Below are 23044 nucleotides of genomic sequence, written 5' to 3' on the forward strand. Positions count from 1 at the left end.
GGCGGGCCGGGCGGGAACTCAGCGCCTGTCGGTGAACCCGCGCCGCGATCGACGTCGGCAGGATGTGACCTGGTACAACACGTCCTGTGGCGGACAGGGCGGGTTCACGCGTTATGTCCGCCTCGCGAACCCGTTCCCAACTCCGTCCCCAGGTATCAGATGCCGAGTGCTTCGCGGACCGCGTCGGCCGAGGCGCTGACGGTGGCCTTCGGGCCGATCTTGTCCTCGACGGCGTCGAGGGTCTTGAGGCCGTCACCGGTGATCAACAGGACAATCTCCTCGTCCGGGTTGAGCTTGCCGGTCTCGATGAGCTTCTTGGCCGTCGCGACGGTGACTCCACCGGCGGTCTCGGTGAAGACGCCCTCGGTGCGGGCGAGCAGGCGGATGCCCTCGACGACCTCTTCGTCGGTGACGTCTTCGATCGCGCCGCCGGTGCGGTTGACCACGTCGAGGACGTAGGGACCGTCGGCCGGGTTCCCGATGGCGAGCGACCGGGCGATCGTGTCCGGCTTGACCGGCTGGACGACGTCGTGGCCCGCGCGGAAGGCCGCCGAGACGGGGGAGCAGCCGGTGGCCTGCGCGCCGAACACCTTGTACGGCGTCTCGTCGACGAGGCCGAGCTGCCCGAACTCGCGGAAACCCTTGTCCACCTTGGTGAGCTGGGAACCGGAGGCGATCGGCACCACGATCTGGGAGGGAAGCCGCCAGCCGAGCTGTTCGGCGACCTCGAAGGCCAGCGTCTTGGAGCCTTCGGAGTAGTAGGGCCGGACGTTCACGTTGACGAACGCCCAGCTCTCCTGCTCGGCGGCGAGCTGGGTGGCGAGCCGGTTCACGTCGTCGTAGTTGCCGTCGACCGCGATCAGGTCGCCGTCGTACACGGCGGTGGTGAGGATCTTGGCGCGCTCGAGGGTTTTCGGGATCAGCACGACCGACCGCCAGCCGGCGCGGGCCGCCGCGGCGGCGACGGCGTTGGCCAGGTTGCCGGTCGACGGACAGGCGAGCACGTCGAAGCCGAATTCGCGCGCGGCGGCCAGTGCGACGGCCACCACGCGGTCCTTGAACGAGTGCGTCGGGTTGCCGGTGTCGTCCTTGACCCAGACCTTCTTGACACCCAAGGCTTTCGCGAGCCTGTCGGCCTGGATGAGCCGGGTGGCGCCGGGTTCGGTGTTGGGGATCTCTTCGACGTTCGACGGAACGGGAAGGAGTTTCTTGTAGCGCCAGATGTTCTTCGGTCCGGCTTCGATGTCCTCGCGGCGCACGCGGCCGAAGTCGTAGGCGACCTCGAGCGGCGAAAAGTCCTCGGCGGAAACGAATTCAGGGGCGAGCGGCTGCCGGTGTCCCTCTTCCTTCGACACCAGTTCGACGGCCGGTCCGAGATCCGGGGTCTTGGTGGTGGAGGTCGTGCCGAGGGTTGCGGTCATCGCGAGGGTCCTTTCCTCATCTGCCCCGCCGTGGCGGGCCGGAATTGGCACCGTGTTCGTCAGCTATCCCGCGATCGCGGAATGACAGGCTGACGCCGGTTGCCGGGGCTTCGTCGGGCCGTTCCCTCTGCCCCTCTGGATGAGCGGTATTCGATTGTCGGCACGCGTGTCGTCGCGTCGCCTCGCCAACACCGTACGACATGAGGCTCAGGTGAGGCCACCGTGCCCGGAACTCATCACCGGACAAAGCACACGAGCGGACGAGTGGCAGGATCGTCACCGTGACGACGCAAGCTGCCGCCCCATCGCCGCTGGTCCTGGTTCTCGGTGAGGAAGAGCTGCTGATCGAACGCGCGGTCCGCAGCGCTTCGGACGCGGCCAAAGCGGCCGATCCGACGGCGGATCTCACCCGGATCCGGGTGTCGGACCTCACAGTGCCGGCGCTCGCGGAGATGGTCAGCCCTTCGCTGTTCGCCGAAGGAAGGGTGATCGTCCTCGAATCGGCGCACGACATTTCGCAGGAGCTCGCCGACGGGGTGATGGCCTACGTCAAGGCACCCGCCGACGGCATCGTGCTCGTCGTCGTGCACAGCGGAGGTGGTCGCAGCAAGGCGGCGAAGGCGCTCCCCGAGGCGTTGAAGAAGGCTGGGGCGGAGGTCGTCGAGTGCCCGAAACTGACGAAGGCCGCTGAACGGGAATCCTTTGTCCGCAACGAGGTCCGCCGGGTCGGCGGGAAGATCGACGGTGCTGCCGTGCTCGCGCTGATCGACGCCGTCGGCTCGGATCTGCGTGAGTTGTCCTCAGCCGCGACCCAGCTCGTCGCGGACGCGGGCGGAACGGTCGACGAGCAGGCGGTCCGCCGCTACCACCGGGGTCGCGCGGATGTGAACGGATTCGCCGTCGCCGAGAAGGCCGTCGCCGGTGACAAGGTCGCGGCGCTCGAGTCGCTGCGCTGGGCGATGCAACTGGGCGTGCCGCACGTGCTGGTCGCCGACGCGCTCGCGGACGCGGTCCGGACGATCGCGCGGGTGTCCGGCGCCGGTCGCGGGAACCCGAACCAGATGGCGGGCGAGCTGGGAATGCCGCCGTGGAAGGTGCGCAAAGCCCAGGGGCAGGCCCGAGGCTGGGGTCAGGACGGTCTCGCCACCGCGATGCGGGTGGTCGCCCGGCTCAACGCCGAGGTCAAGGGAGTCGCGGCCAACCCGGAGTACGCGTTGGAACGCGCCGTCCTGCAGGTCGTCGACGCCCACGGCACAGGCCGCTGAAATGGCAACGGGCCCCGGCGACGCGAGTCGCCGGGGCCCGTTGAAAGCCGAATCAGAGAGAGTTCGCGCGCTTCGCGAGCGCGGACTTCTTGTTGGCGGCCTGGTTGGCGTGGAGAACGCCCTTGGTCACGGCCTTGTCCAGCTTCTTGGCCGCGTCCTTCTGCAGCTCCAGGGCCTTGGCCTTGTCGCCGGCGTCGGCGGCCTCGCGGAACTTGCGGATCGCGGTCTTCACCGAGGACCGGATCGCCTGGTTGCGCTGACGCGCCTTCTCGTTGGTGGTGATGCGCTTGATCTGCGACTTGATGTTGGCCACGGGGGCGCTCCTCTTGCATCTCTCGGTGGTTTCGCCGCCGCGCTGTGACCGGCCCTGCGTGCTCGTGAGAGCGGCGCGGGTTTCCTCCAGAACGGAATGCCACACGACGGTGAAAAGCAAGTTTAACAGCCACCCCGGGGCCGCTCGCGGCCGCCTGGGGAGGCGCCGTTACAGTACGACGAAGATCGTAATGCCCAGGGTTCCGCCGCCTGTCCGTTCGGCGAAACACACGATCAGGGCACAGGGACAGCTCCGAGCGGCACCATTGGCGGGGCGGGGAACGCCGCCGTTCTTTCTCCGCGATTTCCGCGTTACTGCTGGTCCTCTACGCTCTGCGGATCGCCCCGGTGAGCCTCGTCGCACTCGCGCGGGAGCTGAGCATCGTCTTGGGCGGCCTCGCCGCCTGGCTGGTCCTGGCGGGGATCACCGCGATTGCGATGGCCTGAACCCATCCGGTAGGGATGGGAGCATGGACGTGCTGAGCAGCAGGGTGCTGATCCACCCGAAGGATCTCGAGGTGTCGACGGCGTTCTACCGGGACACCCTGGGCTTGGCGATCGACAAGGAGTTCCCCGGCGGGACGGTGTTCTTCGCCGGGAACGGGTCGATCGAGATCGTCGGTACCGGGGAGACGGGACCGACCTCTGATGTCGCCTTGTGGCTCCAAGTCCGGGATCTGCCCGCCGCGCTCGAGGAGCTCTTGGCAAAGGGCCTGGAACCGGTCCGCGAAGCGCGTCGTGAACCCTGGGGACTGGACGAAGCGTGGATCGCCGATCCGGACGGCACCAGGATCGTGTTGGTCGAGGTGCCGCGTGAGCATCCGTTGCGCACCGACCCGCGTTAGGGCCGCGGCTTGATCGCGCGCAGCTGAGCGGCGAGTGAGGCGCCGAAGCCGGGCGGGTCCCAGGTCCAGGTCTGCAGGTCGGTGAAGCCGGCGGCGGTCGCTTCGTCGGCCAGTTCGTGCCGGGACACCGGCAGCCACTTCTCGTGTGAAGACAGCAGCAGCCTGCCGCCGGGCCGCAGCACGCGGAACAGCTCGGCGAAACCGGCCGCCCGGTCCTCCCACAGCTGCACGTTGTTCACGCTCAGGACCACGTCGACGCTCTCCTCGGGCTCACCGGTGGAGTCCGCGGCGCCGCGCCGTAGCTCTACCTTGCCGCCGCAGCGGCGGCGGGAGCGAGCGAGCATCTCCGGGGAGGGGTCGACGCCGATCGCGCGGCCCGCGCGTTCGGCGGCGGCCTGGAGGCCGACCCCCGGGCCGGGCCCGACGATCAGTGCGGTTTCGCCGGACTCGATCGACGCCAGTTCCACGACGCGAAGTTCGGTGGCGGCGTTGCCGTGCGCCATCGCCAGGCCACCGAACCGGCCGAGCAGACCCCTGGGATGGCCGAACGTGCGATCGAGCATCTGGGACAGTGAGGTACTCATACTTCGAGGGCACCACAGCTCACCACGGGCCGCATCGGGGATGACCCCCACTCGCACCCGGAGCGGCATGGGACCATAGAGGTGGCACACCCCGACCTTCGCGAGGAAACCCGTTGACGACGTTCGCCGACACGACCTTCACGCCCCCGGAGCTCATCCGGAACTTCTGCATCATCGCGCACATCGACCACGGCAAGTCGACCCTGGCCGATCGGATGCTGCAGCTCACCGGCGTGGTCGAGGAACGGGCCATGCGGGCTCAGTACCTCGATCGAATGGACATCGAGCGGGAGCGCGGGATCACGATCAAGGCGCAGAACGTGCGCCTGCCCTGGAAGGTCGACGGGCAGGACCACGTCCTGCACATGATCGACACCCCGGGCCACGTCGACTTCACCTACGAGGTCTCCCGCGCGCTCGAGGCGTGTGAAGGTGCCGTCCTGCTGGTCGACGCCGCGCAGGGGATCGAGGCCCAGACGCTCGCCAACCTGTACCTCGCGCTGGAGAACAACCTCCAGATCATCCCGGTGCTCAACAAGATCGACCTGCCGTCGGCGGATCCGGACAAGTACGCCGCCGAGATCGCGCACATCATCGGCTGCGAGCCCTCGGACGTGCTGCGCGTGTCCGCCAAGACCGGTGTCGGTGTCGGTGACCTGCTCGACGCGGTGGTGAAGCAGGTGCCCGCCCCGCAGGGTGACGCCGACGCCCCGGCACGGGCGATGATCTTCGACTCGGTGTACGACACCTATCGGGGCGTCGTGACCTACATCAGGGTCGTCGACGGCAAGATCACGCCGCGCGAGCGGATCAAGATGATGTCCACCGGCGCCACCCACGAACTCCTCGAGGTCGGGATCATCTCGCCGGAGCCCAAGGCCAGCAAGGGCCTGGGTGTCGGCGAGGTGGGCTACCTCATCACCGGAGTGAAGGACGTCCGGCAGTCGAAGGTCGGTGACACCGTCACCTCCGAGCGCCAGGGCGCGAAGGAGCCGCTCGCCGGTTACCGCGAGCCGAAGCCGATGGTCTATTCCGGCCTATACCCGGTGGACGGTTCGGACTATCCGGACCTGCGCGAGGCCTTGGACAAGCTCCAGCTCAACGATGCCGCGCTGGATTACGAGCCCGAGACGTCGGTGGCGCTCGGGTTCGGCTTCCGTTGCGGCTTCCTCGGCCTGCTGCACCTGGAGATCACCCGCGACCGGCTGGAGCGCGAGTTCGGCCTCGACCTGATCTCCACCGCGCCGAACGTGGTCTACGACGTGGTGCTGGACGACGGCAAGGAGATCCACGTCACCAATCCGTCGGACTGGCCGACCGGGAACAAGATCGACAAGGTGCTCGAGCCGGTCAGCAAGGTGAGCATCCTGGCGCCGTCGGAGTTCATCGGCACGATCATGGAGCTGTGCCAGAACAAGCGCGGCACGTTGCTCGGCATGGACTACCTGTCCGAGGACCGGGTCGAACTGCGGTACAACCTGCCGCTGGGCGAGATCATCTTCGACTTCTTCGACACGCTGAAGTCGCGCACGCGCGGTTACGCGTCGCTGGACTACGAAGAGGCCGGCGCGCAGGCGGCGGACCTGGTCAAGGTGGACATCCTGCTTCAGGGCGAAGGTGTCGACGCGTTCTCCGCGATCGTGCACAAGGACGACGCCTACAACTACGGCAACCGCATGGTGAACCGGCTTCGCGAGCTGATCCCGCGGCAGAACTTCGAGGTGCCGATCCAGGCCGCCATCGGCGCCCGCATCATCGCCCGGGAGACCATTCGCGCGATCCGCAAGGACGTGCTCGCGAAGTGCTACGGCGGTGACATCTCGCGTAAGCGCAAGCTGCTGGAAAAGCAGAAGGAAGGCAAGAAGCGGATGAAGACCGTCGGCCGGGTCGAGGTCCCGCAGGAGGCTTTCGTCGCCGCGCTGTCCACGGAGGACTCCGGAAAGAAGAAGCAGTAACGGCACAGACGAGAAGGCCGCCCGGATCATGATCCAGGCGGCCTTCCCACGTCAGCGGTTTCCGCTGATGCGGTTCGCCGTGACGAAGACGGCGACGCGGCGTTCGGCGGCCATCACGCGGTCGTACTCGGCCCAGTCGTCGTGGGTCCCGGTCGCCGCGATGAACACCTCGCGCAGCAGCCGGGGGAGTTCGCGCGGGTCGAAATCCGGGTCCGGGTCGTCCGGGCCGATGAGGTGAACGGCGCCCTGGACCGCCGCCCATTCCCAGCCGCGGCGGAAGGTGATCGTGGCGTGGCCCGCCCGGCGGAAGAGGTCGAGCTTCTTCGCCCCGCCCACGGCTACGAAACCGACCCCCGGAGCTTTCGTGACCGGGTCTTCGATCACCCCGGCGTTCACCACCGACGAGTGCACGGTGCCGTCCGCGCGGACCGTCGAGACGGTCGCGAGTCCGTTTTCGCGCAAGGAAAGGGTGCGAACTGGTTCGAGATCAGCGGCCATGCATCCACCGTAGCGCTCGGTCGGCCGTTCGTGGCCTGGCGAGTGGTCAAGGTGGTCCGGAGGACGGTGACGACGATCGGGCGGCCGATTCCGAGCTCTTCGTTCTGCGGAGCGCGGAGGAAGTCCGGCCCGAGGCCTCGGTTCTCAAGATCACGACGAACTCCCGAATGTTTCTCCAGGTGATGTGCCGTCGTGGGAGAACCGGCCTTCCGCATGGACTCGGATCCCGGACGGTCGCGGGAGAGGAGGCATCGCCATCGCGCGGTCCATCAGGACGGGGACCACGAGAATTCGGGGCGAGCGGGATGCCCACGACCGCAGGACACGCATCCGGTGTCAGGAGGAGACCTCGGCGGGCGGTGATCCTGCCCGCGCTCTCGTGAACGCGAACCATCGCTGCCACGGTGTCTTCACCGGTGGTGCCCTATGCCGCACAGCGAGGGAGGGCCGGGCCGGTGAGGATCGGGAATCCTCACCGGCCCGGGCTCAGCAGGCGCCGTTGTCGCGCCAGACACCCCATTGGCCGCCCGCGCCGGGTTCTTCGCCCTGCGTCCACCACTGCGCCGTCCATTTGTGCCCGTTGTGGGAGACGGTGGCTCCGCCGGTGTAGACGGAAGCGCGGTCCCATGCCGGGAGCGAACAGGTGCCAGGGTTTCCGGATCCTGTTTCCCAAGGCACCTGACTCGACGCGTAGTAGCCGATGCCCTGTGCCTGCCAACGCGGAGCCTGTGCGCCGAGGCGTACCCGGAAGGCGTTCCAGTCGTGGGTCGACCACGGAGACCAGCCGAGTTCGGCGTGCGCCGGAAGCCGGGGGAAGGCGAGGTAGTCGATGTTCGCCGGGGTCACCACGGTCTCGGTCCACAGCGGGGATTCGACGCCGCGGACGGCGGATTCGGGCACGCCGGAGAGGTAGGCGCCCGGGTTCCAGTTGTAGGCGTCCTGGACCTCGATGTAGCCCGCCCACGAAAGCCCGATCGGCGTGCTGGAGTTGTACTTCATGTCCAGGTACGCCTTGTTCGCCGGCGACAGGATCACCTTGCTGCCGCGGGCGACGGCGTTCGAAACATCCGTGTTGGAGGTCGTCGTGCCCCAGAACTGCGGGGTCGCCGTGGCGGGCAGGGTGGCCTTGCCGATCTCGTGCCAGCCGACGACCTGCTTGCCCGCGGCGGCCACCATCGGCAGCACCCGGTTCATGAAGGTGCGGTAATCCGCGTCGCTGGTGGCCTGGGCCTCGTCACCGCCGAGGTGGAAATACGGCCCGGGCGTCAACGCGGCGACCTCACGGATGACGTCGTTGACGAAGGTGTAGGTGATCTCTTTCGAGATGCAGAGCGAGCTGTAGCCGACGGCGGTGTCGGTGCGCAGCGGGGGAGCGGTGTTGTCGCAGTTCAGCTCCGCGTACGAGGCCAGGGCGGCGTTGGTGTGCCCGGGAATGTCGATTTCCGGAATGACCGTGATGAACCGCGAGGCCGCGTAGTTCACGATCTCCGTGTACTGCGCCTTGGTGTAGTAGCCGCCGGCACCACCGCCGACCTGGGTGCTGCCGCCGTAGGTGGTCAGCCGCGGCCAGCTGTCGATCTGGATGCGCCAGCCCTGGTCGTCGGCCAAGTGGAGGTGCAGGTTGTTGATCTTGTACTGCGCCAGCTGGTCGATGTACCGCTTGACCGTGGCGACCGGGTGGAAGTGCCGGGCGACGTCGAGCATCGCCCCGCGGTAGCCGAAGCGCGGGTAGTCCAGGATGTCGGCGCCCGGGATCGTCCAGGGGCCTTGCTGCACCGTGGAACTTTCGATCTTGCCGGGCAGCATCTGCCGCAGCGTCTGTACGCCCCCGAAGAGGCCTTGCGCCGTCGTCGCGCGGAGGACCACGGAAGTGGACGTCGAGTTCAGTTGGTAGCCCTGGTCGCCGACGCGGGCGTCGGCGCCGGTCAGCAGGAGCGAGATGCCGTCGGTGGGTGTGCCGGACGGCGCGTCGGAGACGGGCAGAGGGAAACCGGTGGAGGCGCGGAAGACCCCGGCGAGGTAGTCACCGACGGCCTTGGCCTGCGCCGACCCTGGCTGGGTGTAGATCCTGGTGTTCGCGGTCAGGGCGTAATCGGATCCGGTGACCGCTCGGGCCGAGACCGGGACCGGGACGATCGCCTGCAGCGGCGGGGTGGCCGCGTCGGCGACGGGGGTGGCTGCGGTGGTGACGCCGGCGAGCAGCGCCACTCCGACGACGGCGCGACTCAACCGCGCTCTCCAGGTCTTCACCGGGGCCTCCAGGGGGACAGGGGACGTGACCCGCGTCACGGCTCGTTCCGATCGTCGCATTTTCGGCGACAAAGGTCTAGACCACCATGACGGAAGCTTGGTGTGGCTTGCAGGTCACATTCCGTGTCCCCGCTTGAGGACTATCGTCGGATTCGTGTTCGAAGAACTGCGTTTTCCCGTGATCGCGGCCCCGATGGCGGGCGGGCCGACCACTCCGGAGCTCGTCGCCGCGGTGACCGCGGCGGGTGGATTCGGTTTTCTGGCCGGGGGGTATCTGAGCCCCGATGCCCTCGCGGACCGGATCGCGAAGACGGCCGCACTCGCCGGTGAGCCCTTCGGCGTGAACCTCTTCGTTCCGGGTGGCGCCACCGAGGCGGATCTCAGTGGTCACCTCGAGCGCTGGCGTGCGGAGGCCGAACGCCACGGCGTCGAGCCCGGCGAGCCGAGCTGGGATGACGACGCCTATGGCGCGAAGCTCGAGGTCGTCCTGGAACGGAAGGTTCCGGTCGTCTCCTTCACCTTCGGCACGCCCTCGCCCGAGGACGTCGAACACTTGCGCGCCAACGGAAGCAAGGTGGCCGTCACCGTCACCAGCCCGGCGGAAGCGGATCAGGCGGTAGCGGCCGGCGCGGACGCGCTCGTGGTCCAGGGATTCGAAGCCGGAGCGCATCGAGGGCTCTTCGCCGACGAGCCCGGAGCCGAAGGCGGGGGAGCGCAGTACGGCGTGCTCAGCCTGCTGCGCCTGGTCTCGGCGCGGACGGATCTGCCGCTCGTCGCGACCGGCGGGCTCGTGCACGGTGCCGACATCGCGGCGGTGCTCGCGGCGGGTGCCGTCGCGGCGCAGCTGGGCACCGCGTTCCTGCGGGCGGACGAGGCCGGGACACCGCCCGCGCACCGGCAGGCGCTGGAGGACGGGGGCAGGCCGACGGCGTTCACCAGGGCGTTCAGCGGACGTCCCGCCCGGTCGCTGGTCAACCGCGCGGTCGCGGACTTCTCGGCCACCGCGCCGTCGGCGTATCCGCAGGTCAACAACCTGACCAAACCGATCCGCGCGGCGGCGGGCAAGGCGGGCGATCTCGAAGTCATGTCTCTCTACGCGGGACAGACCTACGCACTCGCGGGCTCCGGCCCGGCGGCGTCGATCGTCGAACGCCTCCAGGCCGAAGCCCGCGAAGCCGCTACGCGTTTGAGTCGTCTCCGCTGACCTGTTTCGCGTCGCCGTTGTTCGCGTTCATCGCGGAGTGACGGCGGCTGTAAGCGAAGTAGATGATCAGGCCGAGGCCGAACCAGGCCGCGAACCGCAGCCAGGTGTGGTAGTTCAGGAACGTGATCAGCCAGAGGGAGAAGACGATGCCGATGATCGGCACGACCGGCATGCCCGGGGTCTTGAACGTCCGCGGCAGGTCCGGCTGCTTGTAGCGCAGCACGATCACCGCGACGCAGACGACGACGAACGCGAGCAGGATGCCGATGTTCGTTAGCTCCGCGGCCTCGCCGATGGGCAGCAGCCCGGCGATGATCGCCGACGCGATGCCGAGCACCCAGGTCATCCTGCTCGGTACCTTGCGCACGGGATGGGTCTTGCTGAACCACTTCGGCAGCAGGCCGTCGCGGCTCATCGAGTAGCCGACGCGGCTCGCGCCCATCAGGAAGGTGAACAGCACGGTGGTGATACCGATGATCGCGCCGACCGCGATGATCAGGCCGAGCCACTTCATCCCGACACCGGCGAAGGCGCTGGAGAAGGCGGCTTCGCTGTCGATGTCCTTGTAGTTGACCATCCCGGTCAGGACCAGGCAGGCCAGCACGTAGAGCACCATCGAGATGGCGAGCGAGTAGATGATCGCCTTCGGCATGTGCTTCTGGGAGTCGGTCGACTCCTCGGCCGCGGTGGACATGGCGTCGTAGCCGAAAACGGCGAAGAAGACCGTCGCGGCTCCGGCGAACGCGCCGCTGAGACCGAAGGGGAAGAAGTTCGAGTAGTTGTCGGTGTTGATGTGGAAGACACCGACGACGATCACCAGCAGGACCAGGCCGACCTTCAGGTAGACCAGCAACGTCTCGAACCGGGCGGCGTTCTTCATACCCTGGTTGAGGATGAAGGCGATCAGCAGGCACAGGAGGACGGCGAACAGGTTGATCTTGTAGGAGCCTGCCGCGACGTCGCCCTTTTCGGTACCGGGGGCACCCAGCATCCAAGCCGGGAGGCCGATGTCGAGGTAACCCAGTAGCTCGTTGAAGTAGCCGGAGATGCCGATCGCGACCACCGCCACGATCGCGGTGTACTCCAGCAGGAGATCCCAGCCGATGAACCAGCCGACGATCTCGCCCAGGACGGTGTAGCCGTAGGTGTAGGCGGATCCGGCGCGGGGGATCAACCCGGCGAACTCGGCGTAGGAGAACGCTGCCGCGGCACTGGCGATTCCCGCGATGAGGAAGGAGATGAGCACGGCAGGGCCGGCCTTCTCGTTCGCGACCGCGCCGGCCAGGGAGAAGATCCCCGCGCCGATGATGCCACCGACCCCGATCGCGGTCAGCTGGCGCAGGCCCAGCGTGCGCTGGAGACCCCCGCCGCCGTCACTGAGTTCTTCGATCTGGTCGATCGGCTTGCGGCGGAACATCCCGGATCCCGAGCCCAGGCTGCGTGGTGCGGACATCGTCGTCTCCCAACAGATTGTGCTTTCGGACTGGATCACAGTCCGAAAGGCACGGTAACGGCAGGTCGGGACATCGCACCTATCCGGCGACGGTGTCCTCGCTCACTTCGGCGGCCACGCGAGCGGCGATCTTCGACGGCCTGGACGCGCTCGCGGAGAAGTAGGTGAGCAGTTCCGAGATCTCGACGGGGTCGTCCAGTTGTGGGCAGTGGCCCCAGTCCTCGCGCACCATCAGCCTGCTGTGCGGGACCAGCGCGTGCAGCCGCCGTCCGGAGGCGGCACTGACGAGTTTGTCCTTACCGCAGACGACCACCAGGAGCGGGACGCGGACCTGTTCGAGCCGGTACGCGTCCGTCAGCTCTTCGACCAGTTGCCGCGCCTGTTCGAGCCGGGTGGTGGTGGCGCGGTAGTCGGGGAACAGCGACGTGAACCGGCGCACCTGCTCGGCGTCCGCCGCGGTCGCGTTGGCGTACAGCAGCCGGGGGACGACCTGCTCGGCGACGGCGCGCACGAGGAAGCCGGGGATCGGCAGCGGCAGGGCCGAGTACATCCGCAGCGGCAAGGGATAGCGGGCCACGGTGCGGATGAGCCAGCTGTCCGCGAGACCCGGCGCGGCGATCGAGACCACGCCCGCCACTGGCAGCCGGTGGTTCTCCGCGGCGCGCAGGCTCATCGTGCCGCCGAGCGAGTTGCCGGCGAGTACGACCGTGCCGAGGACGGCCTGTTCCCTGATCACGGCCGCGGTGAACGCGTCCAGTTGCGGCAGCATGGAACCCGGCCGCAGTGGCTGAGCGTCACCGAATCCGGGCAGATCGACCGCGATCGCCGGAATACCGGCGGCCGCGAGCAGCTCCATGACCGGGCGCCAGGTGTCGGCGCTGTCGCAATAGCCGTGCAGCAGCACCAACCGCGGCGCTGTCGGCTTGGCGTGCGCGCGTGCGGTGGCCCGCTTGCCGAGCATTCGCCGGGGAGCGCGGTCGGCCGATTCCACCGGCTGCGGCCCGACTTCGAGCACTCTGGTGCGAACGCCGGCGTAGCGCCGGAACGAGACGCGGATCGGGTCGGTGTCCGTGGTGGTCCGGCCCCCGGGGTCCGCCGGTTCGGGCCGCTGCGATGCGGTCATCTGCTCAGGCTAACCGCGAGAGGTCGGATTTCGGGCGAACTTTGGTCGGGAAAAGGCTCCCGGGTCATAACGTTCTTGACACTTGACAAGACCGCGAAATAGCTGCTTGACCTGCACGGACGCGAAACATACGCATGCGTGCGTGTTTGATCGCGGTGAGGGGGAGTGCGCACCCCTCGAATCACTGCGTGAAGACCACCTTGCCGGAAGTTTCCCCGGCCAACATGGTCCGAAACCCGGTTTCGGCTTCCGCGAACGGCAACTCGGCGCCGATCTGCGGGCGCACCCCGGTGAGTTCCAAGTAGGCGAGGAGATCGGTCAGCTCGTCCCTGGTTCCCATCGTCGAACCCGCGATGCGCAGTTGCAGGAAGAACACGCGCTGCAACTCCGCGTGAGCGTCCGGGCCACTGGTCGACCCCGAAACGACGATGATCCCGCCCGGTTTCAGCGACTTCACCGAATGGGACCAGGTCGCCTTCCCGACGGTTTCGAAGACCGCGTCCACCCGCTCCGGCAACCGCGCGCCGGACTCAAAGGTCTGATGTGCGCCCAGGCTTTCGGCCAGCGCACGCTTCTCTTCACTGCGCCCGGTCACCCAAACCCGGAATCCGGCCGCACGCCCCAACTGGACGAGGGCGGTCGAAACGCCGCCGGAGGCGCCCTGGACGAGCATCGTCTGACCCGGCCGCAGCCCGGACTTCACGAACAGCATCCGGTACGCGGTCAGCCACGCCGTGCCCATGGTCGCGGCTTCCGCGAAGGTCAGCCCTGACGGTTTCGGCACGACGTTGCGGGCCGGAACCACGACCTGCTCGGCGAAGGTGCCCTGGTGTTTCTCGGTGAGCAGGGTGCGTTTCGGGTCGAGGGTGTCGTCGCCCTGCCAGCCCGGGGCGTTGATCACCGAGTGGATGACGACCTCGGTGCCGTCGTCGAGGGTGCCCGCGCCGTCGCAGCCCAGGATCATCGGGAACTGCTCGGGTTTGATGCCGACGCCGCGCAGCGTCCACAGGTCGTGCATGTTGAGGCTGGCGGCCTTGACCTCGACCCGCACCCAGCCTTCGGGCGCGTCGGGTTCGGGTCGCTCGCCGATCACGAGCGAGTCCAGCGGCTTTTCGGCGTTGGGTCCGGAAGCGTAAACGGCGAACATGTCAGCAACCTACCCCGGCCCTTCCCGCGGGACCACCGGCCCACGAGCGTAGGCTTGCAGTCGTGTTCAACGGGCTTGCTGACTGGTGGGACGGCGTCGAGTTGTGGCTCGCGCAGGCCCCGTTCCCCGTGCAGTTCGTGCTGGTCATGGCGGTCGTCGCCCCGCTGTGCCTGGTCGCGGCCTTGGTGCTCGACACGGTCTTCGGCAAGGTCGCCCGGTTCTTCGGCGCGGCCCGCGATGCGAACGACTCCGACCGGCCCTCCTAAGCTGGCACACCATGTTCAACCGTAGGCGGATCACCGCCGCCCTGATCGGCCTGATCGTGCTGGTGCTCGCAGGCTGGTTCGTCAAGGACGGCATCAGCGGTGACGACACGAAGAGCGCTCCGGCCGGCTCGTCCGCTTCGGCCGCGCCGTCGGGTGAGGCCGCGGCGAGCCGGGCCAAGGGCAAGGTCGCGGGTGAGGAGTCCGGTCTCCCGGTCAAACCGCTCACGGGGCTTCCTCCGCAGGCGTCCGACACCTGGAGGCTCATCCAGGCGGGCGGGCCGTATCCGTATCCGCGCAACGACGACGTGGCCTTTCAGAACTGGGAGAAAGTCCTGCCTGCCAAAGCTTCCGGCTACTACCGCGAGTACACCGTCAAGACGCCGGGCAGTCCGGATCGCGGCGCGCGGCGGATGGTGACCGGCTCCGGCAAGGAGCTGTACTACACCGAGGACCACTACAAGTCCTTCGTCGTTGTGGACACCACCCGATGAGCGCGGCGAAAGAAGCGGCGGACAAGGCGTTCGCCCGCGGTGCGCGTCCGCATCTGATCGACGGCGGCAAGACGGTCGACAAGGCTTCGACACTCGACGCGATCGCGGAGGCGTTGTCCTTCCCCGACTACTTCGGGAAGAACCTCGACGCGCTCTACGACTGCCTCACCGACCTGTCCTGGCTCGCGCCGGGGGAGCACGTGCTGATCTGGCCCGGCTCCTCGCTGCTCAGGGAGCGCGACCCGAAGACGTACTTGGCCATCCGCAGCGTGCTTTCCGACGCGCAGCGGGCGCTGGGGCCGTCCGGTGAGCGGACGGACTCCCGGCGCCTCACCGTCGTCCTGCCCGACTGAAGCTCAGCTTTCGGGCACCCAGTTCGGCTTGCGCTTCTGCGCGAAGGCCGTGATGCCTTCCTGGCCCTCTTCGCTCGCGAAGAAACCGGCGGAAAGCTTGTTCATGGCTTCGAAACCCTCACCCGGCGTTGCCGGGCGCGGCTTGCTGAGCAGTTCCTTCGTCGCCGCGAGCGCCTTCGGGCCGCCGAGGGCGAGCGCCTTGACGTAGCGGGCGACCTCGCCGTCGAGTTCGTCGGCGGGGACGGCCGAGTTCAGCAGGCCGATCTCGACCGCGCGCCGCGCGTCGAAAGTGTCACCGGTCAGGAACAGTTCGTGGGCGGCGCGGGCGTCGAGCCGCGGCAGCACGGTGAGGGAGATGACGGCGGGCACGACGCCGATCCGGACCTCGGAGAAGGCGAAGGTCGCTTCGTGGACGGCGACGGCGATGTCGGTCGCGGCCACCATGCCGATACCGCCCGCCCGCGCGGGGCCCGCCAGCTTCGCCACGACCGGTTTGGGGCTGGTCCACAGCTGCTCGAGGATCTTCGGGAACTCGTTGACGCCCTGGGCGCCCGCGTCGGCACCGCGGGCCTCCTTGAGATCCATTCCCGCGCAGAACACCGGACCGGTGTGGGTGAGCACGATGACCCGCACGGAGTCGTCCGCCCGTGCCCTGTCCAGCGATTCGCTCAGTTCACGCCGCAGCCGGGCGGAGAGCGCGTTGCGGTTGTGCGGGGAGTCCAAGGTGATCGTGGCGGTGCCGCCCACCACGTCGTAGTGCACCAGTTCGTCAGCCATGCCTCACCTTCGCATGGGCGAAGTCGGGCCGGGCAGTGGCCTGCGCCACCCTCGGAGGCCGGTCGTCGAACCGCCCGCGATCGGCCGGGGAAGCTCGGCGTCGCGACGCTGCCGGACACGGTGGCTTCGGCGGCCCAGCCGATGCCGGAGCCGTCGGCGAGGCCGCCGCTCAGCCGGGATCGGGAACTTCAGGGACGAAGCCCTCGATGTTCTCGACCCGGTAGCGCGCGAACGGGACGAAGCCGCTCTGCCGTGGTGGCGATTCAGGCGGCGAGCCGGGCCGCGGCGGCGGCGTAGCGGTCCAGGACGAGCCTGGCGATCCGCGGATCCGGTCCCAGCGGTGCGGCGACGATCACCGCCGGGTCGGCTTCCCTGGCCAGCCGCGCGATCCGGTCCGGCAGGAGCCCCGGCGCGAGGAACCAGCCCGCGACCGCGAGCCGCTGTGCGCCGTGGAGCCGCAACCGCGCGATGGCGGCGGGCACGTCCGGCTGCGCGGCGCCGGCGAAGGCGGGTGTCGCGAGGAGCCCGCGGCGCAGGTGCCAGCGGGTGGTGATCCCGGCGACCGCGTCGTTCGCCGCGACGTTCGACGAGCCGACACCGGCCAGCAGGACACCCAGGCCGGGATCGTCCAGCTCGGCGCCCGCCTCGGCGAGCCGGTCCAGCGCGACCGCCTCGATCAGCGGGTCGATGCCCAGCACCCCGGAAACCCGCACGTCGAGGCCAGGGCAATCCGCGGTCACCTCGGCGACGAGCGCGGGCAGATCGACCCGGGCGTGGTACGCGACACCGAGCAACAGGGGCACCACGACGACCTCGCGATGTCCCTCGGCGTACAACCCGCGCAGGGCATCGGCGAGCAACGGCCGCGAGAGGTCCAAGAAGGACTCGCGGATGTCGATACCCGGCGCCAGCGCGCGGGAGACGTCGAGCAGGGCGCGGATGGTCGCGGCGGATCGCGGATCGCGGCTGCCGTGGGCGACCGCGACCAGGGGCGGAGTGGGGCTTGGGGTCATGCGAACCTTTCGCCGACGAGTCCGGCCGCCAGTGTATCGCCGTCCTTCGGGTCGATGACCAGGAAAGCGCCCGTCCGCGGGCTGACGCCGTAGTCGTCCACGCCGATCTCCTCGGCCAGCCGCAGCGTGACCCGGCCGATGTCGTTGAGTTCCAGCGTGCCCGGATCGTCCACACTGGACAACGTCTGTTCGTCGAAGCGGGCGTGGAGTGCACCGACCAGCGCCTGCACCGTCCGCGTCCCGTGCTTCACGAGCACCCGCGCGCCCGGTTTCAGTGCCTTGGCCGAGAGCCAGCACAACGTCGCGGTGATCTCGTCGGTCACCGTCGGCTGCCGGTCGGCGGCGGAGATCAGGTCACCCCGCGAGATGTCGAGATCGTCCGCGAGCAACAGGGTCACCGAGGTGCCCGCCCCGGCTTCGGCGAGCGGCCCGTCTGCGGTGTCGATGCCTTCCACCCGGCTGCGGATCCCTTGTGGCAGCACGACGATCTCGTCGCCCGGCCGGACGGTGCCCGCCGCGATCTGTCCCGCGTACCCGCGGTAGTCGGGATGGTCGGCCGTGCGGGGCCGGATCACGTACTGCACCGGGAAGCGGAACGCCGAATCGTGCGGATCCGGCGCCACCGGCACGGTTTCCAGATGCTCCAGCAGCGTCGGGCCGGAGTACCACGGGGTCTTGTCCGACTTCTCCGCCACGTTGTCGCCCACCAGCGCCGAGACCGGCACCGCGAGCACGGAACCCCGTTCGTAACCCAGGGAGGCGGCGTGCTCGGCGAACTCTTCGGCGATCACGGTGAACGTCGTTTCGTCGTAGCCGACGAGGTCGATCTTGTTCACCGCCAGCACCAGGTTGGGTACCCCCAGCAGGGCGAGCACCGCGGCGTGACGGCGGGTCTGCTCGATGACGCCCTTGCGCGCGTCGACCAGCAGCACGGCCAGTTGCGCGGTGGACGCCCCGGTCACCGTGTTCCGCGTGTACTGCACGTGCCCCGGCGTGTCCGCGAGCACGAAACTCCGCTTCGGAGTCGCGAAGTACCGGTACGCGACGTCGATCGTGATTCCCTGCTCGCGTTCCGAGCGAAGGCCGTCCACGAGCAGCGAGAGGTCCGGAGTGGACAGTCCTTTGTCCACACTGGCGCGGGTGACCGCGTCCAGCTGGTCGGCGAGCACGGATTTGGTGTCGTACAGGAGACGCCCGACCAGGGTCGACTTCCCGTCGTCCACACTGCCCGCGGTCGCGAGCCTGAGGAGGCTGGACATCAGAAGTACCCTTCCCGCTTGCGGTCTTCCATCGCCGCCTCCGACATCCGGTCGTCGGCGCGGGTGGCGCCGCGTTCGGTGAGCCGGGAGGCCGAGACCTCGGCGATGACCTCGTCCACCGTGGCGGCGGTCGATTCGATGGCACCCGTGCACGAACCGTCGCCGACGGTCCGGTAGCGCACGGTCAGTTCCTTGACGACCTCTTCCGGCCGCGGCCCGCCCCACGGTCCTTCGGCCAGCCACATGCCGTCACGCTGGTAGACCTCGCGCCGGTGCGCGTAGTAGATCGACGGCAGTTCGACCTTCTCCCGGGCGATGTAGTTCCAGACGTCCGCCTCGGTCCAGTTGGACAGCGGGAAGACGCGCACCTGCTCGCCCGGGCGGTGCCGCCCGTTGTAGAGATTCCACAGCTCCGGACGCTGGCGTCGCGGCTCCCACTGGCCGAAGGAGTTGCGGAGACTGAAGATCCGCTCTTTGGCACGGGCGCGTTCCTCGTCGCGGCGCCCGCCGCCGAAAACGGCGTCGAACTTGTTCTCGGCGATGGTGTCGAGCAGCGGCGTGGTCTGCAAGGGGTTGCGCATCCCGTCGGAGCGCTCTTCGAGCCTGCCGTCGTCGATCCAGTCCTGGACCTTCGCCACGACCAGCCGGAGCCCGTGCTGTTCGACGACCCGGTCGCGGAAGTCGATGACCTCGTCGAAGTTGTGCCCGGTGTCCACGTGCAGCAACGGGAACGGCACCGGCGCGGGCCAGAACGCCTTGATCGCCAGGTGCAGCAGCAGTGTCGAGTCCTTGCCGCCGGAGAACAGGATCACCGGCCGGTCGAACTCGCCCGCCACCTCGCGGAAGATGTGGATGGCCTCGGATTCCAAGGCCGCCAGGTTGTCCTGTGCCGCGGCGGCGACTGGTTCGAGCGTGGTCATGTCGTCCCTTCTCACCCGTGCAGGCCGCACTCGGTCTTGCCCTGCCCGGCCCACCGGCCGCTGCGCGGGTCCTGACCCGGAGCGACCTTGGCGGTGCACGGCGCGCAGCCGATCGACAGATAACCGATGGACACCAACGGGTTCTCGAGGATCCCGTGCTCGTCGACGTAGTCCCTGAACTCGTCGTCGGACCACGGCGCGATCGGGTTGATCTTCACCAGCCCGTTGCGGTCGTCCCAGGTGACGATCGGGGTGTTCGCGCGGGTCGGGGCGTCGACCCGGCGGACGCCGGTCACCCACGCCGAATACTTCGCCAGTGTGGTGCGGAGCGGCACCACCTTGCGGAGCCGGCAGCACAGATTCGGGTCCCGCTCATGCAGTTTCGGGCCGTGCTCCGCGTCCTGCTCGGCGACGCTCTGCGCGGCCTGGGCGTCGACGATCCGCACGCCCGGATACACCGCCTGCACCGCGTCACGGGTGCCGATGGTCTCCGGGAAGTGGTAGCCGGTCTGCAGGAACAGCACGTCGACGTCGGGTTTGACCCGGGTGGCCAGATCGATCAGGACGGCGTCCTGCATGTTCGACGCGACGATGAAGTCGTCGCCGAAGGTTTCCGCGGTCCAGCGCAGGGCCTCGGTCGCGGTCGCCTCCGCGAGTTCTTTCGAGGCCCGTTCGGCGAGCGTCTTGTGGTCGACAGTGGCGGTCATCCTGGTGACACCTCCGGAAAGGACAGTCCGAGGAACTTCACGGTGAAGACCCGGCGGCAGCCCGAGCACAGCCAGGAGCCGCCCTCTTCCGGCCGCAGGTCTTCATCGCCACAGAAAGGGCAGTGGTACGGGGTCGCGCGCTCGGTCATTGCAAGACACTCTCGTCGGCCCGCAGGACCCATCGGGCGAACCGCTCGCCGGGTTCGCGGCCGTCGAGGTAGGCGCGCACCAGCGTTTCGACATAGGCGGTCAGCTCCGAGGCGGTCACCTTGTGCCCGCGCAGTTTCCGGCCGAACCCGGCATCGAGGCCGAGCCCGCCACCGAGGTGCACCTGGAAGCCTTCGACCTGCTTGCCGTCCTCGTCGGTGACGATCTGGCCCTTGAGCCCGATGTCGGCGGTCTGGACGCGGGCGCAGGAGTTGGGGCAGCCGTTGAGGTGCACGGTCACCGGGTTCTCGATCTCCGCCTGGATGTCGGCGAGGCGCTTCTCGAGTTCGGTGACCAGTTCGATCGCGCGGGCCTTCGTCTCGACGATCGCGAGCTTGCAGAACTCCAGGCCGGTGCAGGCCATGATCCCGCGCCGCCACGGCGAAGGCTCGGTGTGCAGGCCGAGGTCGGCCAGTTCGGTCTTCAGCCCGGTCACCTCGGCCTCGGGAACGTCGAGGACCACGAGTTTCTGGTGCGGGGTCAGGCGGACGCGGTTCGACCCGGCCCGCTCGGCGGCCTTGGCGACCGCCAGCAGGGTGGCCCCGGAAACGCGGCCCGCGACCGGTGCGGCACCGACGTAGAACTTCCCGTCGAGCTGCGGGTGCACGCCGACGTGGTCGATCTGGGCGGCGGGCACCTCGGGTGCCGGGCCGTCGGTCAGCTCGCGCTTGAGGTACTCGTCTTCCAACACCTGACGGAACTTCGCGACACCCCAGTCCTTCACCAGGAACTTGATCCGGGCGCGGGCGCGCAGCCGCCGGTAGCCGTAGTCGCGGAAGACGCTGATCACGCCTTCCCAGACGTCGGGGACCTCGTCGAGCGACACCCAGGCGCCCAGCCGCTGCCCGATCATCGGGTTGGTGGACAGACCGCCGCCGACCCAGACGTCGAAGCCGGGCCCGTGTTCGGGGTGGTTCACGCCGACGAAGGCGATGTCGTTGATTTCGTGCGCGACGTCCTGCTGCCCGGAGATCGCGGTCTTGAACTTGCGCGGCAGGTTCGAGTAGCGCGGATCGCCGATGTAGCGGCGCTTGATCTCGTCGATCGCGGGCGTACCGTCGATGATCTCGTCGGCGGCGATGCCGGCGACGGGGGAACCGAGGATGACGCGCGGGCTGTCACCGCAGGCCTCCATCGTGGTCATCCCGGCCTTCTCCAGCTTGGCCCAGATCGTCGGGACGTCTTCGATCCGGATCCAGTGGTACTGGATGTTCTGCCGGTCGGTGATGTCGGCGGTGTCGCGCGCGTGGGTCTGCGAGATCTCGGCGAGCACGGCCAGCTGGTCGGTGGTCAGCGCGCCGCCGTCGAGCCGGACCCGCAGCATGAAGTAGCGGTCGTCGAGCTCCTCGGGCTCCAGCGTCGCCGTCCGGCCGCCGTCGATGCCCGGCTTGCGCTGGGTGTAGAGACCGAACCAGCGGAACCGGCCGCGAAGGTCACCAGGGTCGATGGAATCGAAGCCACCGCGGGCGTAGATGTTCTCGATCCGGGCCCGGACGTTGAGCGGGTTGTCGTCCTTTTTGGACCGCTCATTGGGGTTCAGCGGCTCGCGGTAGCCCAAAGCCCACTGTCCCTCGCCCCGTTTCTGTTTGGTCCGGGGCGTGCGGGCAGGGGTTTCGCGCGTGGGCGACGACATGGGAGTCCTCCGGCAGATCGTGGTGGTGGCGGGGAGTCAGCGGTTCGTCGCACAGAGCGCGCTCGCCACACGACGGAGATCCACGTGGCGGCGTGCCACGAGGGTGATTCCGGCGCGGGTCATTGATCCAGCGTGCCACGCGCCCACTATGTGGTCCAGGCCGGTCCGAATGCTGAGAACACCGGCCAAACGCAACTGTTTTCGCTGGTCAGGGTTTGCTTTGGCGGTCAAGTCCGGGTTCGCGACCGGCCATTGTGACGCAGAACGCGCACGGCTCAAGAAGGGAGGACGCGGTCCACGATGATCCGGATGACCTCCTCGTCGGTGACGTCCGCGAGCACCTCCGGCAGGGTCAGCCGCTCGACGGTGAGCCCGGTCAGCGCGAGGTACATCAGCAGGACCTCGGCGCGCCCGCCCGGCATCCCCGCCGCGACGTGCCAATCGACGCTCATGTCGATGCTCTCGCGGATGGTCCTGGTCAACTCGGCCGAAAGATCCGGGCGCCGGGTGGCTTCGAGCCGGAGTTCGAGAAGGGCGAGATAAGGCTCGCGGTGGGCGGTCAGCCGCCCCATGAGCTCACCGAGCAGGACGCCGACCCGGTCGCGGGACGGCGACTCCGCCCGCGGGTTCGCCATCACGTCGGCCGGTGCCGACAGTCGTTCGTGCACGCGGACGCCGACCTCGCCGAGCAGTTGGTCCCGATTGCGGAAGTAGTTGGACGTCGTTCCCGCCGGGACATCCGCTTCGACGTCCACGGCGCGGTAGGTGAGGCCGCGTGCGCCTTCGAGGGCAAGGACGGTGATCGCGGCGTCGGTGAGCGCGGTCCGGCGCTCCGGGTTCTGTCGCATCGGAACATTCTCCTTGCTTCAGTCAAACCACTATGCTTATAGTACTACACATCAAGTGGTTTTCAGCGGGGAGGAAACACCCAATGCAACTCAGCGGTTTCGGTGCCTGTGTGCTCGTCGACGACATCGCCGCGACCACCGCCTGGTGGAAACGGCATCTGCAGTTGACGGTGACGATCGAGCTCGACTGGTTCTCCAGCCTCAACGTCGGCGTTCCGGGTTATGAAATGAGCTTCGTGAAGCGTGGTCACAAGGCCACGCCGGAGCCGTGGCGGGCGCAGGAAGCGGCAGGCGCCATGGTCGGCTTCATGGTCGGCGACGCGGCGGCCGAATACGAGCGGCTGCGCGAGGAGGGGGTCAAGCTCGTCACCGAGCTCGTGGACGAGGAATTCGGCCAGCGGCACTTCTACATCGAGGACCTGAACGGCTTCCTGATCGACATCATCGAGGTGATCCCGCCGTCGCCGGAGTGGTTGGCCGCCAACGGGCTGGCGTAATACCGCTTCGGATGCC

Annotated in this window: 24 protein-coding genes, 1 pseudogene and 1 riboswitch; of the genes and pseudogenes, 9 read left to right on the forward strand and 16 right to left on the reverse strand. The window is 68.4% G+C overall.

Annotated elements, in window-relative coordinates:
* Nucleotides 1-155 precede the first annotated feature (155 nt).
* On the reverse strand, nt 156-1421 hold the full coding sequence (gene thrC / locus P3102_RS09795; RefSeq protein WP_276368351.1) for a threonine synthase: 1266 nt from the start codon (nt 1419-1421) through the stop codon (nt 156-158).
* Nucleotides 1422-1434: 13 nt separating this feature from the next.
* Nucleotides 1435-1567: riboswitch (SAM riboswitch) on the reverse strand.
* 135 nt (nt 1568-1702) lie between these two features.
* Between thrC and holA the strand changes: the two genes are divergently transcribed.
* Entirely contained in the window at nt 1703-2686 is a 984-nt protein-coding gene (gene holA, locus P3102_RS09800) for a DNA polymerase III subunit delta (RefSeq protein WP_276368352.1), read from the forward strand.
* Between the two features lie 52 nt (nt 2687-2738).
* Here the strand turns inward: holA and rpsT are convergent, their stop codons facing one another.
* Nucleotides 2739-2999, reverse strand: coding sequence for a 30S ribosomal protein S20 (gene rpsT / locus P3102_RS09805; RefSeq protein ID WP_007034798.1), 261 nt, complete (start codon nt 2997-2999; stop codon nt 2739-2741).
* Nucleotides 3000-3307: 308 nt separating this feature from the next.
* On the opposite strand from rpsT, the pseudogene P3102_RS09810 reads away from it, so the two are divergent.
* Together P3102_RS09810 and P3102_RS09815 are read left to right on the forward strand one after the other, a co-directional pair.
* Nucleotides 3308-3409, forward strand: a pseudogene (locus P3102_RS09810) (EamA family transporter); the annotation flags it as partial.
* Nucleotides 3410-3468: 59 nt separating this feature from the next.
* Nucleotides 3469-3843, forward strand: a complete 375-nt coding sequence (locus tag P3102_RS09815; protein ID WP_276368355.1) for a VOC family protein — start codon at nt 3469-3471, stop codon at nt 3841-3843.
* Here P3102_RS09815 and P3102_RS09820 read toward each other — a convergent pair.
* Nucleotides 3840-4427 carry a class I SAM-dependent methyltransferase gene (locus P3102_RS09820; RefSeq protein ID WP_276368357.1) on the reverse strand — a complete coding sequence of 196 codons (588 nt, stop codon included), beginning with the start codon at nt 4425-4427 and terminating at the stop codon, nt 3840-3842. The two genes, P3102_RS09815 and P3102_RS09820, sit on opposite strands and share 4 nt — an antisense overlap.
* 113 nt (nt 4428-4540) lie before the next feature.
* Here P3102_RS09820 and lepA point away from each other — a divergent pair, with 113 nt between their 5' ends.
* A complete protein-coding gene (lepA, locus tag P3102_RS09825; RefSeq protein ID WP_034316306.1) occupies nt 4541-6382 on the forward strand; it encodes a translation elongation factor 4 in 1842 nt (613 codons plus the stop codon).
* A 51-nt stretch (nt 6383-6433) separates the two neighbouring features.
* Here the strand turns inward: lepA and P3102_RS09830 are convergent, their stop codons facing one another.
* Complete coding sequence (locus P3102_RS09830) at nt 6434-6880, reverse strand: pyridoxamine 5'-phosphate oxidase (RefSeq protein WP_276368359.1); 447 nt, start codon at nt 6878-6880, stop codon at nt 6434-6436.
* Nucleotides 6881-7366: 486 nt separating this feature from the next.
* Complete coding sequence (locus P3102_RS09835; RefSeq protein ID WP_276368361.1) at nt 7367-9130, reverse strand: family 20 glycosylhydrolase; 1764 nt, start codon at nt 9128-9130, stop codon at nt 7367-7369.
* 154 nt (nt 9131-9284) lie between these two features.
* Between P3102_RS09835 and P3102_RS09840 the strand changes: the two genes are divergently transcribed.
* Nucleotides 9285-10334 (forward strand): nitronate monooxygenase, encoded by a 1050-nt coding sequence (locus P3102_RS09840; RefSeq protein ID WP_276368362.1) that lies wholly within the window; start codon nt 9285-9287, stop codon nt 10332-10334.
* On the opposite strand, the gene P3102_RS09845 is transcribed toward P3102_RS09840, so the two are convergent.
* The 3 genes from P3102_RS09845 to P3102_RS09855 form a co-directional block, all read right to left on the reverse strand.
* On the reverse strand, nt 10309-11787 hold the full coding sequence (locus tag P3102_RS09845) for an amino acid permease (RefSeq protein ID WP_276368364.1): 1479 nt from the start codon (nt 11785-11787) through the stop codon (nt 10309-10311). The genes P3102_RS09840 and P3102_RS09845 overlap by 26 nt on opposite strands.
* Nucleotides 11788-11866: 79 nt before the next feature.
* A complete protein-coding gene (locus P3102_RS09850; RefSeq protein ID WP_276368367.1) occupies nt 11867-12910 on the reverse strand; it encodes an alpha/beta hydrolase in 1044 nt (347 codons plus the stop codon).
* A gap of 181 nt (nt 12911-13091) precedes the next feature.
* On the reverse strand, nt 13092-14057 hold the full coding sequence (locus P3102_RS09855) for a zinc-binding dehydrogenase (protein WP_276368369.1): 966 nt from the start codon (nt 14055-14057) through the stop codon (nt 13092-13094).
* Nucleotides 14058-14119: 62 nt separating this feature from the next.
* Between P3102_RS09855 and P3102_RS09860 the strand changes: the two genes are divergently transcribed.
* The 3 genes from P3102_RS09860 to P3102_RS09870 are packed head-to-tail and all read left to right on the forward strand — an operon-like array spanning nt 14120 to nt 15167.
* On the forward strand, nt 14120-14323 hold the full coding sequence (locus P3102_RS09860) for a hypothetical protein (RefSeq protein WP_276368371.1): 204 nt from the start codon (nt 14120-14122) through the stop codon (nt 14321-14323).
* Between the two features lie 11 nt (nt 14324-14334).
* Complete coding sequence (locus tag P3102_RS09865) at nt 14335-14814, forward strand: ribonuclease domain-containing protein (RefSeq protein ID WP_276368373.1); 480 nt, start codon at nt 14335-14337, stop codon at nt 14812-14814.
* Nucleotides 14811-15167, forward strand: a complete 357-nt coding sequence (locus tag P3102_RS09870; RefSeq protein ID WP_276368375.1) for a barstar family protein — start codon at nt 14811-14813, stop codon at nt 15165-15167. The genes P3102_RS09865 and P3102_RS09870 overlap by 4 nt, the downstream gene beginning before the upstream one ends.
* Nucleotides 15168-15170: 3 nt before the next feature.
* Here P3102_RS09870 and P3102_RS09875 read toward each other — a convergent pair whose 3' ends face one another.
* From P3102_RS09875 to P3102_RS09910, 8 genes are all read right to left on the reverse strand, one after another.
* Nucleotides 15171-15944, reverse strand: a complete 774-nt coding sequence (locus P3102_RS09875; RefSeq protein WP_276368377.1) for an enoyl-CoA hydratase family protein — start codon at nt 15942-15944, stop codon at nt 15171-15173.
* Between the two features lie 263 nt (nt 15945-16207).
* Nucleotides 16208-16957, reverse strand: a complete 750-nt coding sequence (locus tag P3102_RS09880) for a sirohydrochlorin chelatase (protein WP_276368379.1) — start codon at nt 16955-16957, stop codon at nt 16208-16210.
* Nucleotides 16954-18216, reverse strand: coding sequence for a GTP-binding protein (locus P3102_RS09885; RefSeq protein ID WP_276368381.1), 1263 nt, complete (start codon nt 18214-18216; stop codon nt 16954-16956). Before P3102_RS09885 ends, P3102_RS09880 begins: the two co-directional genes overlap by 4 nt.
* The gene (cysD, locus tag P3102_RS09890; RefSeq protein ID WP_276368383.1) at nt 18216-19136 is read right to left on the reverse strand and encodes a sulfate adenylyltransferase subunit CysD; all 921 of its coding nucleotides are present in this window, start codon (nt 19134-19136) and stop codon (nt 18216-18218) included. Before cysD ends, P3102_RS09885 begins: the two co-directional genes overlap by 1 nt.
* Before the next feature lie 11 nt (nt 19137-19147).
* Nucleotides 19148-19843 (reverse strand): phosphoadenylyl-sulfate reductase, encoded by a 696-nt coding sequence (locus P3102_RS09895; protein WP_276368385.1) that lies wholly within the window; start codon nt 19841-19843, stop codon nt 19148-19150.
* Nucleotides 19840-19992: an Insertion element protein gene (locus P3102_RS09900; protein WP_276368387.1), complete on the reverse strand. Its 153-nt coding sequence runs from the start codon at nt 19990-19992 to the stop codon at nt 19840-19842. The genes P3102_RS09895 and P3102_RS09900 overlap by 4 nt, the downstream gene beginning before the upstream one ends.
* The gene (locus P3102_RS09905; RefSeq protein WP_276368388.1) at nt 19989-21683 is read right to left on the reverse strand and encodes a nitrite/sulfite reductase; all 1695 of its coding nucleotides are present in this window, start codon (nt 21681-21683) and stop codon (nt 19989-19991) included. The genes P3102_RS09900 and P3102_RS09905 overlap by 4 nt, the downstream gene beginning before the upstream one ends.
* A 275-nt stretch (nt 21684-21958) precedes the next feature.
* Complete coding sequence (locus tag P3102_RS09910; RefSeq protein WP_276368389.1) at nt 21959-22531, reverse strand: TetR/AcrR family transcriptional regulator; 573 nt, start codon at nt 22529-22531, stop codon at nt 21959-21961.
* A gap of 83 nt (nt 22532-22614) precedes the next feature.
* Between P3102_RS09910 and P3102_RS09915 the strand changes: the two genes are divergently transcribed.
* On the forward strand, nt 22615-23028 hold the full coding sequence (locus tag P3102_RS09915) for a VOC family protein (protein WP_276368391.1): 414 nt from the start codon (nt 22615-22617) through the stop codon (nt 23026-23028).
* Nucleotides 23029-23044: the final 16 nt, after the last annotated feature.

The organism is Amycolatopsis sp. QT-25, from assembly GCF_029369745.1.
Taxonomy (GTDB): Bacteria; Actinomycetota; Actinomycetes; order Mycobacteriales; family Pseudonocardiaceae; genus Amycolatopsis.